Genomic DNA, 14,874 nt, shown 5'->3' with positions numbered 1-14,874 from the left:
GCCCGTGCCGACGGTTGCAGGCCCGCACCGGTGTCTTATATCGATGCCACAGTTGGAGGCGATCATGGCGAAGAAGAGCAAGGCGAAGGCGGGCAAGCTGCCCAAGGAAGTGCTGGGCGTGAAGGTGCCCAAGGAACTGCGGAAGGCCGGCGAGAAGCTGATCGAGCAGGCGCAGGGGCCGGCCGGGCGGCAGGCGATCGCGGGTGCGCTGACCGCGGTGGTCGGGGCGGTGGCGACGGCGGCGCTGTCGCGCGAGGCGGCCAGGGCGGCGGCACCGCGGACGGACGAGCCGGTGCGCGAGCAAGCGGCGGGCGGAACACCGAAGGCCGATCCGGGCGAGGCGTTCGCGCGTGCGGCCGAAGCGCTGGTGGGCAAGTTCTTCGCGCCACGATCCTGAATCGTGGCGGTCGCGGTTGCCGCGTCGGGGGCGGCGCGATCTCGCCGTGGCCGCTGCGACCGTAGCCCGAGGAGGTCACGTCGGCGATGGCGCGTGCGTCGGACGTTACGCCCTAAGTTCTTGATTAGGCATGATGAGATGTTGGCGGGCGATGCTTGCTCGTCTAAGAGGAACGGGCGCAATCGAAGTTAATTGTATATTAATGCCAAAAGACTAGACTAGCCAAAGACATTGCCGTGACTGTATCAAAATAGCACGGCTATTGAGAAAGCCACTGCGAATCAGGATCTTGGCAAGGTGCTTCCGTATCGAGGCGGCGATTGCCGTCGCACCGACGCTATCATATTGCGGCGCCACACCGGACCGGCATCCTGTCGGCATGGTTGGGGGAAGACGACATGAAGAAGTACCTGATTGGTGCCGTCGCAATGATGCTGGTTTCGGGCGCCGCTTCGGCGCAGAACCTTGTAAAGAATGGTGGATTCGAGGCCACGACGCTGAAGTCGTCGCAGCAGTTCACGACGCAGGTCACGGATTGGACCAATGCGGCCACCGCGGGCTACACGGGTTTCGGCTACAACTTCCTGGTGACGCCGAACAGCGCCGACAGCACCGGTTTCCGTTCGCTCGGGAATAACCTGGACTATATCTATGGTCCGCAGGGCAAGGCGCGTCCGGGCTATCCGGCCGGCTCGAACTTCTCGGCGAACGGGTTCACCGGCACCAGCCCGACCGGCGGCAACTTCATCCTGGCCGACGGCGACACGAACTTCCACGGCGCGATCAGCCAGACGATCGGTGGCCTGACCGCCGGCAACACCTATACGGTGACCTTCGACTGGGCCGGCACGACGTGGTTCACCACGCCGGGCGAGACCACGCAGCGCTTCGACGTGTCGCTGGGCAACATCGTCAAGCAGACCGAAACGCTGGTCACCCCGGCAAAGGGCTTCTCCGGCTGGAAGCAGGCGTCGCTCGACTTCGTCGCCGGCGGCACCAGCCAGACGCTGTCGTTCCTGGCGCAGGGCACCCCGAACGGCCTGCCGCCGTCGCTGCTGCTCGACAACGTCTCGCTGACGGCCGCCGTGCCCGAGCCGGGCACCTGGATGACCATGATGCTGGGCTTCGGCGTGGTCGGCGCAGCGATGCGTCGCCGCAAGACGGCGACCCCGCAGCTGGTCTGATCCCGACCGGTACGCGACCGAGTGATGGCGGCGGCGGGCCTTATGCCCGCCGCCGTTTCACCGTTTGTTGACGCGGCGCGCCCAGGAGGGAACGCAGCGATGATGTGGGTGCGGGAATGAACGCGACGGGCCTGACGACGGAGGTGCTGCGGCTGAGCATCTGGCTGGTGTTGCTGGCGATGCTGTTCGTTCCCGTGGAATGGCTGTTCGCGCTGCATGCGCGGCGCGGGCGCGCGCGATGGGCCGACTTCGGCTATTATTTCCTCAACGGCCTGCTGCCGACGATCGTGCTGGCGCCGATGCTGGCCACGATCGCGCTGCTGGCGCAGCAGGCGACGCCGGCCGCGTATACCGGGTGGGTGACCGGCTGGCCGTTCCTGGCCAAGCTGGTCGCGGGGCTGATCGTCAGCGAGGTGGGCGCATATTGGGGGCATCGCTGGTGCCACGAAGTGCCGTTCCTGTGGCGCTTCCATGCGATCCACCATTCGGTGGAGCATCTCGACTGGCTGGCCAACACGCGCGCGCACCCGCTCGACATCGTCTTCGTGCGGCTATGCGGGCTGGTGCCGGTCTACATGCTGGGGCTGGCGAACAGCAACGCGACCGGCGCCGACGCGATGATCCCGATCTATGTCACGCTGGCCGGCACGATCTGGTCGTTCCTGGTGCATGCGAACGTGCGGTGGCGGTTCGGCTGGCTGGAACAGGTCGCGGCGACCCCGGCCTTCCATCACTGGCACCATACCAATGGCGCGGACGGGCGCGATCGCAACTATGCGGCGATGTTCCCGTGGGTCGACCGGCTGTTCGGGACGCTGCACCTGCCGCGCGACCGATGGCCGCCGGTCTACGGGATCGACAAGCCGGTGCGCGGCGGAATCGCGGGCGAACTGCTCCACCCGTTCCGGCGCGATGACGTGCCGGGGGCGGCGGTGGTCGCCGCGCCGCCTGAAGCGCCGACGGGATCGTAGCGGCGACGGGATCGTAGCGGCGGGGCGTCGGCTCTTCTCGCGCGATGAGGTCGCGACGGCGCGTCAAGCCGGTGCGCGGCGGGACCGTGGACGAGCTGCTGCATTCGTTGCGGCGCAGCGCTGACGACGTGCGTCGAAACATCCGCGCCGCTCGCGCGCTGATGCCGCGATGAACCAGGACGACGACAAGCGCGCCGCGGCGGAAGCGGCGGTGGCGGAAGTGCGCGACGGGATGCGCGTCGGGCTCGGGACCGGATCGACGGTGCGCTTCGCGATCGAGGCGCTCGGGCGCCGCGTGGGCGACGGGCTGCGCGTCGAGGCGGTGGCGACCAGCCTGGATAGCGCGCGGCGAGCGGCGGCGCTGGGGATCGCGGTGCGCGATTTCGCGACGGTCGCACGGGTCGACCTGACGATCGATGGCGCGGACGAGATCGACGCCCGGCTGTGGGCGATCAAGGGCGCGGGCGGCGCGATGCTGCGCGAGAAGATCGTCGCGGCCGCCTCGACGCGGATGGTGGTGATCGCCGACGCTTCCAAGCGGGTCGAGGCGATCGGCGCCGCCAAGCTGCCGGTCGAGGTGCTGCCGTTCGCGCGAGCGTTCGTGACGGCGCGGCTGGAGGCACTGGGCGCAGCGGTGGTGGCGCGCGACGGCGTGACCGACAACGGCAATCTCGTGCTCGACGCACGGTTTGCGGCGTTTCCGGCCGCGCGCGGGCTGGCCACGACCCTGGATTCAACCCCCGGCGTGCTGGGGCACGGACTGTTCCTCAGCGAAGTCAATGCGGCTTATATCGCAGCAGATGGAATCGTTACGCGGCTGGAACGCGGGGAAGCGAGCGGTTAAGGAGGCGGGACTCGGCAACCGGCACCGCGCCGGTGCGTTCGACCGCTGACCCCCGACACGAGGCCTGCATGACCGATATCGCCACGTCGCCCACCGGCATCCATGAGGACGGCAGCCCGGAGCGGCTGCAAATCGACACGATCCGCACCCTGTCCATGGACGCGGTGCAGAAGGCCAATTCGGGCCATCCCGGCACGCCGATGGCGCTGGCGCCGGTCGGCTGGACGATCTGGACGCAGTTCCTGCGCTACGATCCGGCGCATGCCGACTGGCCGAACCGCGATCGCTTCGTGCTGTCGGTCGGCCATGCGTCGATGCTGCTCTATTCGCTGCTGTACCTCGCCGGTGTCGAGGAGATCGGCGCCGACGGTGAGAAGAGCGGCAAGCCGGCGATGTCGCTGGACGATATCAAGCAGTTCCGGCAGCTGTCGTCGAAGACGCCGGGCCATCCCGAATATCGCCACACCACCGGCGTCGAGACGACGACCGGTCCGTTGGGCGCGGGCTGCGGCAATTCGGTGGGCATGGCGATCGCCGAGCGCTGGCTCGCGGCACGCTACAACCGACCGGGCTTCGCGCTGTTCGATCACGACGTCTACACCTTGTGCGGTGACGGCGACATGATGGAGGGCGTCTCCGCCGAGGCGGCGTCGCTGGCCGGGCATCTGAAGCTCAGCAACCTGTGCTGGCTGTACGACAGCAACCACATCTCGATCGAGGGCGGCACCGAGCTGGCGTTCGACGAAGACGTCGGCAAGCGTTTCGAAGCCTATGGCTGGAACGTGATCCACGTCGACGACGCCAACGACATCGGCGCCCTGAAGGCGGCGTTGCAGTCGTTCCGCGACGAGCAGGAGCGCCCGACGTTCATCGTCGTGCATTCGGTGATCGGCTGGGGCAGCCCACGTGCCGGCAGCGAGAAGGCGCACGGCGAGCCGCTGGGCGCCGAGAACATCGCCAAGACCAAGGAGGCCTATGGCTGGCCGCAGGAGGACTTTTTCGTGCCCGAGGGCGTGAAGGAGGCATTCGGCAAGTCGGTGGCGGACCGCGGCGGCGCGCTGCGTGACGAATGGGTCGCATTGTTCGAGAAGTACCGCGGCGAACACCCTGAACTCGCCGGAGAACTCGACCTGTTGCTGAAGGACGAGCTTCCCGACGGCTGGGACAGCGACATCCCGGTGTTCGAGGCGGACGAGAAGGGCGTGGCGAGCCGCGACGCGGGCGGCAAGGTGTTGAACGCCATCGTCAAGAACGTGCCGTGGCTGCTCGGCGGCTCCGCGGACCTCGCGCCGTCGACCAAGACCGACATCAAGGGCGCGCCGTCGTTCGAGGCGTCGAATTATGGCGGTACGAACTTCCACTTCGGCGTGCGCGAGCATGCGATGGGCGCGGTCGTGAACGGCATGTCGCTGTCGCATATCCGCGCCTACGGCTCCACGTTCCTGGTCTTCCTCGATTACATGCGCGCCCCGGTGCGGTTGTCGGCGATCATGGAGATCGGCGCGGTGTGGGTGTTCACGCACGATTCGATCGGCGTCGGCGAGGACGGGCCGACCCACCAGCCGATCGAGCACCTGGCGACGCTGCGCGCGATCCCCGGCCTCGACACGATCCGTCCGGGCGATGCCAACGAGGTGGCGGCGGCGTGGCGCGCGGTGATGAAGGATGCCAGCACGCCGGCGGCGCTGGTGTTGTCGCGGCAGGCGCTGCCGACGCTCGACCGCACGAAATATGCGAGCGCGGACGGCGTCGAGAAGGGAGGCTACGTACTGGCGGGCGGCGAGGAGACGCCGGACGTGATCCTGATCGCGACCGGCTCCGAAGTGTCGCTGGCGGTGCAGGCCTATGAGAAGCTGGTCGCGGATGGCGTGAAGGCGCGGGTCGTGTCGCTGCCGAGCTGGTACCGCTACGAATTGCAGGATGCGGCCTACAAGGAAAGCGTGCTGCCCAAGGCGGTGAAGGCGCGCGTCGCGATCGAGATGGCCGGGTCGCTCGGCTGGGATCGCTACGTCGGCTACGAGGGCCGGCAGGTGACGATGTCGACGTTCGGCGCGTCGGCGCCGCTCGCCAAGCTGCAGGACAAGTTCGGCTTCACGGTCGACAATGTCGTGAAGGTGGCGAAGGAGTCGATCGAACAAACGCGCTAACCGTCGCCGCGGCGCCGGTCGATCCCTATATCGGCCGGCGACGCCAGGCGTGGCGAACGATATACGAGATTGGAGATCGGGATGAGCAAGCTACAGGACCTCAGCAACGCCGGCACCGCGGTGTGGCTGGACTTCGTCGACCGTAAGTTCCTGGAACAAGGCGGCTTGCAGAAGCTGGTCGATGCCGACGGACTGACTGGCGTCACCTCCAACCCGACGATCTTCGAAAAGGCGATGGGGGCGGGCGATGCCTATGACGTCGGCTTTGCCGAGTTCGACAAGGCGACGCCGGGCGCCGAGCCCATGGCACGCTACGAAGCGCAGGCGGTCAAGGACATCCAGGCGGCGTGCGACACGCTGCGTCCCGTCTATGACCGGCTGGACTCGAAGGATGGCTATGTCAGCCTCGAGGTATCGCCGTATCTGGCGCTGAAGGGACCGGAGACGGCGGAAGAGGCCGAGCGGCTGTGGCAGGCCGTCGATCGTCCGAACCTGATGATCAAGATCCCCGGCACCGACGACGGCGTTCGCGCGATCCGCGACACGATCGCCAAGGGCATCAACGTCAACGTGACGTTGCTGTTCGGGGTCGAGGCGTACAAGAACGTCGCGATGGCCTATGTCGAGGGGCTGGAAGAGCGCGCGTCGAAGGACATGGCGATCGACCGCATCGCGAGCGTGGCAAGCTTCTTCGTCAGCCGCATCGACAGCAAGATCGACGATGCGATCGACGCCGGCACCGGTGGTGACGCGGCAAAGGCGCTGAAGGGCAAGGTCGCGATCGCGAATGCCAAGCTGGCCTATGCCTGGTATCAGGAGTTCATCGCGTCCGACCGCTGGCAGAAGCTGGCGGCGAAGGGGGCGCAGCCGCAGCGGCTGTTGTGGGCGTCGACGGGGACCAAGAACCCCGACTATCCCGATACGCTCTACGTCGATGCGCTGATCGGGCCGGACACCGTCAACACGATGCCGCCGAAGACGATGGATGCGTTCCGTGACCATGGGACCGTCGCGGAGACGCTGACGCAGGACGTCGACGATGCGCGGCATGTGATCGCCGAGCAGGCGCGGCTGGGGCTCGACCTCGATGGCGTGACGAAGACGCTGGTCGAGGAAGGGGTCTCGAGCTTTTCCAAGTCGTTCGACGATCTCCTGAAAGTGATTTCCGAGAAGCAGCCCGCGAACGCGTAAGCGGTTTACCGGTAAAATGTGGGGCGGGGGCTGGCAACGGCCTCCGCCTTTTTCGTTGCGTTTCCGTTCCCTCCTTTAACCCCCGGGGGAGGACAGGCGGCGCCAGGTTTGCTGTCGACAGGCACGGGCGATTGCGGTTCGAGGCGGCCATTTGGTTTCCGGCGACGGCTTCTCGGCGCCAACGGCGGGTGGTTATGCGGCGTGGCGATCTTGCGGCGATGCGGAGCGGCTGGCCGCCGCGCGGGTGAAGTTGCGCCCAGATCGTCATGTCGCGGACGCGGGTGTTGTCGTACGCGCCGCTGGACCGCTCCGCGACACGCGCGGCATGTGGTTCTGCCTGGAACGGCGCGGTGTAGCCGAATGGCCGAGCGGTGGTGCGGGCGAGGCGTGCCCGCACCTTCATGCCGTATGTGCGGGTGCTGTTATCGGCACCGCTGGGCCGCTTTTCGACAGGGACCGCGTGCGATTATGCCCGGAACGGTGCGGCGATGCCGAGCGGCAGAGCGGCAAAAGCGTGCCCGCATTGGTTGTGCCGGCCACATCGGCGTCGTAATCCGCGCGCGCGGGCTGCTCCCAGACAAGAACGGGGGGCAGTTACGTCCAGGCTGATGCGGTAAGGCTGAGCGGCCGAGTAGGGCGCGGACGAGGCGCACCCGCATCGTGATGTCGTGGACGCGGGTGTTGTCAGCCGCGCCGCTGTACCGCTGCTCGACACGGACGGCATGTGATTATGCTTAGACGACGCGGTGACGCGGCGCAGCCGAGTGGTAGTGCGATCAAGGCGTGCCCGGATTGGCGGCGTCGGCGGGGCCGGCGCTGTCAGCCGCGCCGCCGAACGTCGTCTCGACACCAACCGTGCGCTACGCAAGGAACGGCGCGGCGATCTCGGCGGTGATGCGGAGCAGGCGGCCGGTCGCGCGGTCGAGCAGCGCCCACGTCGTCACGCCCTCGACACGCGTCTTGCCGTCGGTGCCGAGGAAGCGGAAGTGCCGGTCGAAACGCGCGCCGCGAGGTGCGTCCGGAACCCAGGTTTCGCCCGTAACTGTCTCGCCTTCCACGACATTGCCGCGATAATCGATGACATGACGGGTGATCACCCAGACATAGGCAGCCTGATGCGCGGGCGGCGCGATCGCGGCCCAATGCGCGACCGACAGATCCTGAATCCACCGCACCCAGACGGCATTGTTGACGTGGCCGAGTTCGTCGATGTCGGCGGGCTGTGCGGTGAAGGCGTGCGTGAAGGTCATGCGTGACGGCTCCTGTACCAGCGCCACCCCGCAAACGCGACGCCCGCCGCCAGCAGCGCACCGATCGCCCACCACAGGTGACGATTGGCGGCCAGCCGGCCGAGCAGTTGCTCGAACCCGTGGCCGAAGACGTAGCCGAGCCCCGTGAAGAGCATTGCCCAGCAGGCGGCGGACGCAGCGTTGACGATCGCGAAGAGTCGCGGCGACACCTGCGTCGAGCCGATCGCGATCGGACTGACGGTGCGCAGGCCATAGAGGAAGCGGAACGCGAAGATGAAGCCGGTCGGGTGGCGCTCGAACGCAGCGACCGCGCGTGCGAAGGCGGGCTTGGCACGCGCGGCCACGATCCAGCGATGGTCGCGAAAGCGTCGACCGGCGTAGAACCACGCCTGATCGGCGGTGTACGAACCCAGCCCGGCGGCGAGCATCGCGAGGGGAAGCGAGAGCAGCCCCTTGTGCGCGAGGACGCCGCCAGCGATCACCGCGGCCTCACCCTCCAGCGCGGCGCCCGCGAACAGCGCGGCGAGACCGTAGCGGGCGACGATCGCCTCGATCGTCATCGTGGTACGTCGACCTCGCGCGATCGGTGAACGAGGTGGCGCCCCACCGGGACAAGGATCGGATCACGCCGCGCCGCGCACATCGATAGCGGGCGGGCGCGACTTGCGCCGCCCGCGCCCTTCACGTCGAGGTGTGTGCCCGACATGTGCAAAGCGAGCGGCCAGGCGTGATCCCGACCGGGCGGACAGGGACCCGACTTCACCCCGCCACGCCCAATTGCCAGAGCACGAAAGCGTGTTCCTCGGCCGCTTCGCGCAAGCTTTCGAAGCGGCCGGACTTTCCGCCGTGGCCCGCGCCCATGTTGGTCTTGAGCAGCAGCAGATTGTGGTCGGTCTTCGTCGCGCGCAGCTTCGCCGCCCATTTGGCGGGCTCCCAATAGGTAACCCGCGGATCGTTAAGGCCGCCGGAGATGAAGAGCGGTGGATAATCCTGCTCTTTTACATTGTCATAGGGAGAGTAGCTACGGATCAGCTCGAACGCTTCGCGGTCTTCGATCGGGTTGCCCCATTCCGGCCATTCGCCGGGCGTGAGCGGTAGCGTCTCGTCCAGCATCGTGTTGAGCACATCGACGAACGGCACATCGGCGATCACCGCGCCCCACAGGCCCGGATCGGAGTTCACGACCGCGCCCATCAACTCGCCGCCCGCCGAGCGGCCGGCGATCGCGATCCGACCGGCACTGGTCCAGCCTTGCTCGATCAGCCCCTTAGCAACATCCACGAAGTCATTGAATGTATTGGAACGTTTTTCCAGCTTGCCGTCGTGATACCATTGCTGGCCAAGGTCATCACCGCCGCGGATGTGTGCGATGGCATAGGCGAAGCCGCGGTCAAGCAGGCTGAGCCGTCCTGTCGAGAAACCCGGCGGGATCGCATGTCCGTAGGCACCATAAGCGTAGAGGAACAGCGGGCGCGATCCATCGCGCGGGAAGTCTCGCGGATAGACAATCGAGACCGGCACCTGCGTGCCGTCCCGCGCGCTGATCTTCAGCCGCTCGGTCGCATAGCCGCCCGCGTCATAGCCGCTGGGGATTTCCTGCACCTTGAGCGTGGTGAGCTCGCCCGTGGCGGTATCATAGTCGTAGACGGTGCCCGGCGTTACCATCGACTCATAGCCGAGCCGAAGAACTGTTTGATCATACTCAGGATTATCACCGATGCCTGCGGCGTAGCTCGGCTCGGGAAAGGCGATGCGACGCGGTGGTGTGGCGGCATCGTAGGCGTGGATTTCGATCTGATCGAGCCCGTCCTCGCGTCCGTCGACGATGAAGAAATCGCGGAAACACTCCACCCCGGTCATGTAGAAATGCGCGCTCGGCGCAATACGCTCGCTCCACTCGCCGGGGGCGGTGATCGGCGCGGTGACCAGCCGCCACATCGGATCGGTGTCGTTGGTATGGATGAACAACGTATCGCCGTGCGTATCGACGTCATATTCGCGGCCGGGCAGCCGCGGCGCGACCAGGATCGGTTCGGCGAACGGATCGTTCGCGGGCAGCAGCCGGATCTCGCTGGTGACGTGGTCGCCGGTGCCGATGACGATCCATTGCCGGTCGCTGGTCTCGCCGACCGCCACCCGGTATCCCTCGTCATCCTCGTGGAATAGCTCGAGGTCTTCGGCAGGGTCGCTGCCGAGCCGATGGAACCGCGCATTGTCGGTGCGCCATTCCTTGTTGGCGAGCCCGTAGAGGAAGCCGCTGTCGTCGGCGGTCCAGACGATCTCCGACAACATCCCCGGGATCGTGTCCGGCAGCAGCGCGCCGGTGGCCAGATCCTTGACGTGGATCGTGAAGCGTTCCGACCCGTTGTCGTCGATGGCATAGGCGAGCTTCGTCGCATCGTTCGAGATCGCGAACGCGCCGAGGCGGAAATATTCCTTGCCTTCCGCCAGCGCCGGTTCGTCGAGCAGGAGCTCGTCCGGCCCACCGGCGAGCGGCTTGCGCCACCATTTGCGGTATTGGCCGCCGGTCTCGTAGGCGGTCCAGTAGAGGTGGTCGCCGTCCTTCTGCGGCACGCTCGATTCGTCTTCCTTGATGCGCGCCTTCATCTCTTCGTAGAGCCGGTCGACGAGCGGGCGGTGCGGCGCCATCTGCGCCTCGAAATACGCGTTTTCCTGTTCGAGATACGCCAGCACCTGCTTGTCGGTGACGTCGGGGTAGTTCGGGTCCTTCAACCACGCGTACGGATCGTCGATGGTGATGCCATGCATCGTGAAGCTGTGTGGGCGGGTAGCGGCGACGGGCGGCGTGGGTTCGGTCATATACCCCTCCTAACGCGCCGGATCGCGATCCGTCACCCTCTTGTCCGCGGGCAGCGTGCGGCGCACATCGCGCGGCATGAGCGTCACCACCCGCTTCGCGCCGTCGCCGACCGGGCGGCTGCACATGGGGCATGCCTATGCCGCGATCCGCGCGCATGATTTCGCGCGCGAGCGCGGCGGGCGCTTCCTGCTGCGGATCGAGGATATAGACGGGACGCGCAGCCGCGCCGAGCATGTCGCGACGATCCTCGCGGACCTGCGCTGGCTGGGGCTGGCGTGGGACGGGGAGGTGGCGTTCCAGTCGGCGCGGCTCGATCTCTATGCCGCGGCGCTGGAGCGGTTGCGCAGCCTGGGGTTGATGTACCGTTGTTATTGCACGCGTGCCGAGATCGCCGGGGCGATGAGCGCGCCGCACGGGCAGGTGGCGGCCTATCCGGGCACATGTCGCGGAAGCCGCGAGCGCGATGCGCCGCATTGCTGGCGGATCGACATGGCGGCGGCAGTGGCGCGGTGCGGCGCGCCGTCGTGGACCGATCATGGCCGCGTGGTGACGAACGAGGCGCTGGCGCAGGGCGACGTGGTGCTGGCGCGCAAGGATGCGCCGGCGAGCTATCACCTGGCGGTGACCGTCGACGATGCGGCGCAGGGTGTGACCGATGTCGTGCGGGGCTGCGATCTGTTCGCGGCGACGCACGTGCACCGGATCCTGCAGGCGCTGCTGGGACTGGCGGTGCCGCGGTGGTGGCACCACCCGCTGCTGACGGGTGCGGATGGCGCGCGACTGGCGAAGCGGCACGGGGCGCCGGCGCTGGCGGACATGCGGGCGGCGGGGCTGGACGGGGCCGCGGTGGCGGCGCGGTTGCGGGCGGGGCAAATCGCGTAGTTCGTCGCATCGCGGCGGATGCGCCGGACGTTGCCGGGCGGCGTAGGAGCGCTTACATTGCGGGCATGAACACGTTCCTCGTCATCCTGCTGGTCGCGGCGATGATCGCCACGGTGGTCGCGCTGGTGCGCGGCATCGTCTCCTTCCTCCAGTCCGCCACCGACGACGTGCGCGGTGAAGGCGGCGGGCCGAGCGCGGCGCAGCTGAAATCGAACCGGATGATGCAGATGCGCATCTTCTATCAGGCGCTGGCGGTGCTGATCGTGGTCGTCATCCTGTTCGCCGCCGGGCGGACCTGATGGTTCGGCTGAACCGCATCTACACCCGGACCGGCGACGAGGGCACGACGGGGCTGTCGGACGGCAGCCGCATCGCCAAGACGGACGTACGGATGCAGGCGATCGGCGACGTCGACGAGGCCAACAGTGCGATCGGCGTGGCGATCGCCGCGCTTACGGACGAGGCGCTGATCGCGCAGCTGACGCGGGTGCAGAACGACTTGTTCGATCTCGGCGCCGATCTCGCGACGCCGGGCGACGATTACGAGCCGGGCGCGATGACGCTGCGGATCGTGTCGGCACAGGTGGCGCGGATCGAGGCGGAGATCGATGCGCTGAACGAGCATGTTCCGCCGCTGACCAGCTTCGTGCTGCCGGGCGGGGCGGCGGCGTCGCTGCATCTGGCGCGCGCGATCGTACGGCGCGCGGAACGCTCCGCGGTGGCGCTGGCGCCGCATGCCAACACGCAGGCCCTGGTCTACCTCAACCGGCTGTCCGATTTTCTTTTCGTGGCATGCCGGCACGTGAACCTTAACGCAGGTGGAGACGTTCTGTGGGTCGCAGGGGCAAACCGATAAACTAGGCAGTCCCGTGCACGCCCGTTCCCCCGGGTGGCTGCAGGAGGACGACCATGGAAGCCCGCACCCGGCCCGACGCCGGGATTAGTCCGTTGGCCGCGCGTTATGCGCAGGTCCGGCGGTTGAGCGAGGCGCTGGTCGCGCCGCTCTCCGACGCCGATGCCACGGTGCAGTCGATGGAGGATGCCTCCCCGGCGAAATGGCATCTGGCGCATACCACCTGGTTCTTCGAGACGTTCGTGCTGCGCGACCATGTCGCGGGCTATCAGCGCCACGACGAACGCTTCCCGTTCCTGTTCAATAGTTACTACGAGGCCGAGGGTCGACGGCATGCGCGCGGGCGGCGCGGAATGGTGACGCGTCCGACGCTGGACGAGGTGCTGGCGTATCGCGCGGCGGTGGACAAGGCGGTGCTGGCGGCGATCGACACGTTGCCGACAGCGGCGCTGGAGCTGGTCGCGCTGGGCTGCCATCACGAGGAGCAGCATCAGGAATTGCTGGTCACGGACGTGCTGCACCTGTTTTCCGAGAACCCGCTGGAGCCCGCGATCTGGGCCGCGGAGCGCAAGGTGCCGGTGGCGATGCCGGGGCCGGTGGCGTGGATCGAGAGCGCCGAGCGCATCGTCGAGATCGGACATGCCGGCGACGGTTTCGCCTTCGACTGCGAGGGACCGCGGCATCGCACCCTGCTGCCGGCGCATGGACTTGCCGACCGGACGGTGACCAACGGCGAGTGGGCGGCGTTCATCGCCGACGGTGGCTATAGCGACGCGCGGCTGTGGCTGTCGGACGGCTGGGCGTGGGTGCAGCGCGAGCGTGTGGATGCGCCGCTGTATTGGGAAAGCCGTGACGGAACGTGGACGCGCTTCGGGCTGGACGGGCGACGCGCGGTCGATCCGGCGGCGCCGGTGACGCATGTCAGCTTCTACGAGGCGGATGCCTATGCCAGTTGGGCGGGCGCGCGGCTGCCGACCGAATTCGAGTGGGAAGCGGCGGCGGCGGCACACGATGCGGCGGGCGGCAACCAGCTCGACCATGCCGGACCGGTCGAGCCGCGCCCCTCCGCGGGCGGGCCGGCGTTCTTCGGCGACGTGTGGGAATGGACCGGGTCGGCGTATCGCCCCTATCCGGGGTTCCGCACCGTCGAGGGCGCGGTCGGCGAGTATAACGGCAAGTTCATGAACGGGCAGTTCGTCCTGCGCGGCGGAAGCTGCGCAACGCCGCGCGGCCATACGCGTGCGAGCTACCGCAACTTCTTCTACCCGCACCAGCGCTGGCAGTTCACCGGCGTGCGGCTGGCAAAGGACCTTTGACGCGATGCTGAAACCCGAACTCGAAGACGGGCAGGTGACGCTGGCCGACCCGCAGTTCCGCGCCGACGTGCTGGCGGGGCTGGCGCGGCGTCCGCGCGCGATCCCCGCGCGGTGGTTCTACGATCATCGCGGCTCGCAATTGTTCGAGCAGATCACGGATCTGCCGGAATATTACCCGACCCGGACCGAAGCGGCGCTGCTCCACGACATGTGCGCGGACCTGCACGCCGCGGTGGGCGAGGGGCGGGCGGTCGTCGAGTTCGGCTCCGGTTCCTCGACCAAGACGCCCGCCGTGCTGCGCTGCGTGAAGCCGTCGTCCTATGTGCCGATCGACATTTCGGGCGAGTTCCTGCGCCAGTCGGCGCGCGAATTGTCGGATGCCTTTCCGGACCTGCTGGTGCTGCCGTTCGAGGCGGATTTCACCAAGCCGCTCGCGCTGCCGCAGGCGATCGCCGCGGCGCCCAAGCTGGGGTTCTTTCCGGGATCGACGATCGGCAACCTTATCCCGCTGGCCGCGGTCGAGCTGTTGCGCGCGATGCGCTCCTCGCTGAAGGAAGGCGCGATGCTGCTGATCGGGATGGACCGGATCAAGGACCCGGCGGTGCTGATCCCCGCCTATGACGACGCGGCGGGGGTGACGGCGGCGTTCAACCGCAACCTGCTGGAGCGGATCAACCGCGAGCTGGACGGCACGATCCCGATCGACGCGTTCGCGCACGAGGCGCGGTGGAACGACGATCGCGCGCGGATCGAGATGCACCTGGTCGCGACGCGCGACGTCGACTTCATGGTGGAAGGTCGCGCATTCGCGATGACGGCGGGCGAGTCGATCCACACCGAGAACAGCCACAAATACGGTGAGCGCGATGCCCGCATCCTGCTGCGCGCAGGCGGGTGGACGCCGGTGCGCGAATGGACCGATGCCGAGGGCAAGTTCGCTGTGATCCTTGCCGAGGCGCAGGCCGAGCGGCCGGCACCGTAAGGATCGGGAGGTCGGACGCGGACGGTGGTTAGGGGC

The 14,874-nt window shown here is 67.5% G+C and carries 14 protein-coding genes; 11 read left to right on the top strand and 3 right to left on the bottom strand.

What is annotated here, in order from left to right:
• The first annotated feature begins 64 nt into the window (after nt 1-64).
• The 6 genes from SPHPHY_RS19960 (at nt 65) to tal (ending at nt 6,734) form a co-directional block, all read left to right on the top strand.
• On the top strand, nt 65-397 hold the full coding sequence (locus SPHPHY_RS19960) for a hypothetical protein (RefSeq protein ID WP_156025086.1): 333 nt from the start codon (nt 65-67) through the stop codon (nt 395-397).
• Between the two features lie 398 nt (nt 398-795).
• Entirely contained in the window at nt 796-1,581 is a 786-nt protein-coding gene (locus tag SPHPHY_RS22530) for a PEPxxWA-CTERM sorting domain-containing protein (protein ID WP_022686688.1), read from the top strand.
• 116 nt (nt 1,582-1,697) lie between these two features.
• Nucleotides 1,698-2,552, top strand: coding sequence for a sterol desaturase family protein (locus SPHPHY_RS19950; RefSeq protein ID WP_022686687.1), 855 nt, complete (start codon nt 1,698-1,700; stop codon nt 2,550-2,552).
• 169 nt (nt 2,553-2,721) lie between these two features.
• Nucleotides 2,722-3,396: a ribose-5-phosphate isomerase RpiA gene (gene rpiA, locus SPHPHY_RS0110735; protein ID WP_022686685.1), complete on the top strand. Its 675-nt coding sequence runs from the start codon at nt 2,722-2,724 to the stop codon at nt 3,394-3,396.
• 68 nt (nt 3,397-3,464) lie between these two features.
• The gene (gene tkt / locus SPHPHY_RS0110730) at nt 3,465-5,543 is read left to right on the top strand and encodes a transketolase (protein WP_022686684.1); all 2,079 of its coding nucleotides are present in this window, start codon (nt 3,465-3,467) and stop codon (nt 5,541-5,543) included.
• 81 nt (nt 5,544-5,624) lie between these two features.
• Nucleotides 5,625-6,734 carry a transaldolase gene (tal, locus tag SPHPHY_RS0110725; RefSeq protein WP_022686683.1) on the top strand — a complete coding sequence of 370 codons (1,110 nt, stop codon included), beginning with the start codon at nt 5,625-5,627 and terminating at the stop codon, nt 6,732-6,734.
• Nucleotides 6,735-7,594: 860 nt separating this feature from the next.
• On the opposite strand, the gene SPHPHY_RS0110720 is transcribed toward tal, so the two are convergent.
• The 3 genes from SPHPHY_RS0110720 to SPHPHY_RS0110710 form a co-directional block, all read right to left on the bottom strand.
• Nucleotides 7,595-7,984, bottom strand: a complete 390-nt coding sequence (locus SPHPHY_RS0110720) for an acyl-CoA thioesterase (RefSeq protein WP_022686682.1) — start codon at nt 7,982-7,984, stop codon at nt 7,595-7,597.
• On the bottom strand, nt 7,981-8,544 hold the full coding sequence (locus SPHPHY_RS0110715; protein WP_022686681.1) for a DedA family protein: 564 nt from the start codon (nt 8,542-8,544) through the stop codon (nt 7,981-7,983). Before SPHPHY_RS0110715 ends, SPHPHY_RS0110720 begins: the two co-directional genes overlap by 4 nt.
• Nucleotides 8,545-8,743: 199 nt before the next feature.
• Nucleotides 8,744-10,804: a S9 family peptidase gene (locus SPHPHY_RS0110710; RefSeq protein WP_022686680.1), complete on the bottom strand. Its 2,061-nt coding sequence runs from the start codon at nt 10,802-10,804 to the stop codon at nt 8,744-8,746.
• A 76-nt stretch (nt 10,805-10,880) separates the two neighbouring features.
• Here SPHPHY_RS0110710 and gluQRS point away from each other — a divergent pair, with 76 nt between their 5' ends.
• The 5 genes from gluQRS to egtD all read left to right on the top strand — a co-directional run bounded on the left by gluQRS (nt 10,881) and on the right by egtD (nt 14,838).
• Complete coding sequence (gluQRS, locus tag SPHPHY_RS0110705) at nt 10,881-11,687, top strand: tRNA glutamyl-Q(34) synthetase GluQRS (RefSeq protein WP_022686679.1); 807 nt, start codon at nt 10,881-10,883, stop codon at nt 11,685-11,687.
• 65 nt (nt 11,688-11,752) lie between these two features.
• Nucleotides 11,753-11,986 carry a twin transmembrane helix small protein gene (locus SPHPHY_RS0110700; RefSeq protein WP_022686678.1) on the top strand — a complete coding sequence of 78 codons (234 nt, stop codon included), beginning with the start codon at nt 11,753-11,755 and terminating at the stop codon, nt 11,984-11,986.
• Complete coding sequence (locus tag SPHPHY_RS0110695) at nt 11,986-12,543, top strand: cob(I)yrinic acid a,c-diamide adenosyltransferase (protein WP_022686677.1); 558 nt, start codon at nt 11,986-11,988, stop codon at nt 12,541-12,543. The genes SPHPHY_RS0110700 and SPHPHY_RS0110695 overlap by 1 nt, the downstream gene beginning before the upstream one ends.
• Before the next feature lie 53 nt (nt 12,544-12,596).
• Nucleotides 12,597-13,856 carry an ergothioneine biosynthesis protein EgtB gene (egtB, locus tag SPHPHY_RS0110690; protein ID WP_051148304.1) on the top strand — a complete coding sequence of 420 codons (1,260 nt, stop codon included), beginning with the start codon at nt 12,597-12,599 and terminating at the stop codon, nt 13,854-13,856.
• Nucleotides 13,857-13,860: 4 nt separating this feature from the next.
• Nucleotides 13,861-14,838, top strand: a complete 978-nt coding sequence (gene egtD, locus SPHPHY_RS0110685) for an L-histidine N(alpha)-methyltransferase (RefSeq protein ID WP_022686675.1) — start codon at nt 13,861-13,863, stop codon at nt 14,836-14,838.
• Nucleotides 14,839-14,874: the final 36 nt, after the last annotated feature.

The sequence above is a fragment of the Sphingomonas phyllosphaerae 5.2 genome (assembly GCF_000419605.1).
GTDB lineage: Bacteria > Pseudomonadota > Alphaproteobacteria > Sphingomonadales > Sphingomonadaceae > Sphingomonas > Sphingomonas phyllosphaerae_B.
Note: the sequence above shows the minus strand (reverse complement) of the source record. Positions and strands in the feature narration are given on the sequence as shown.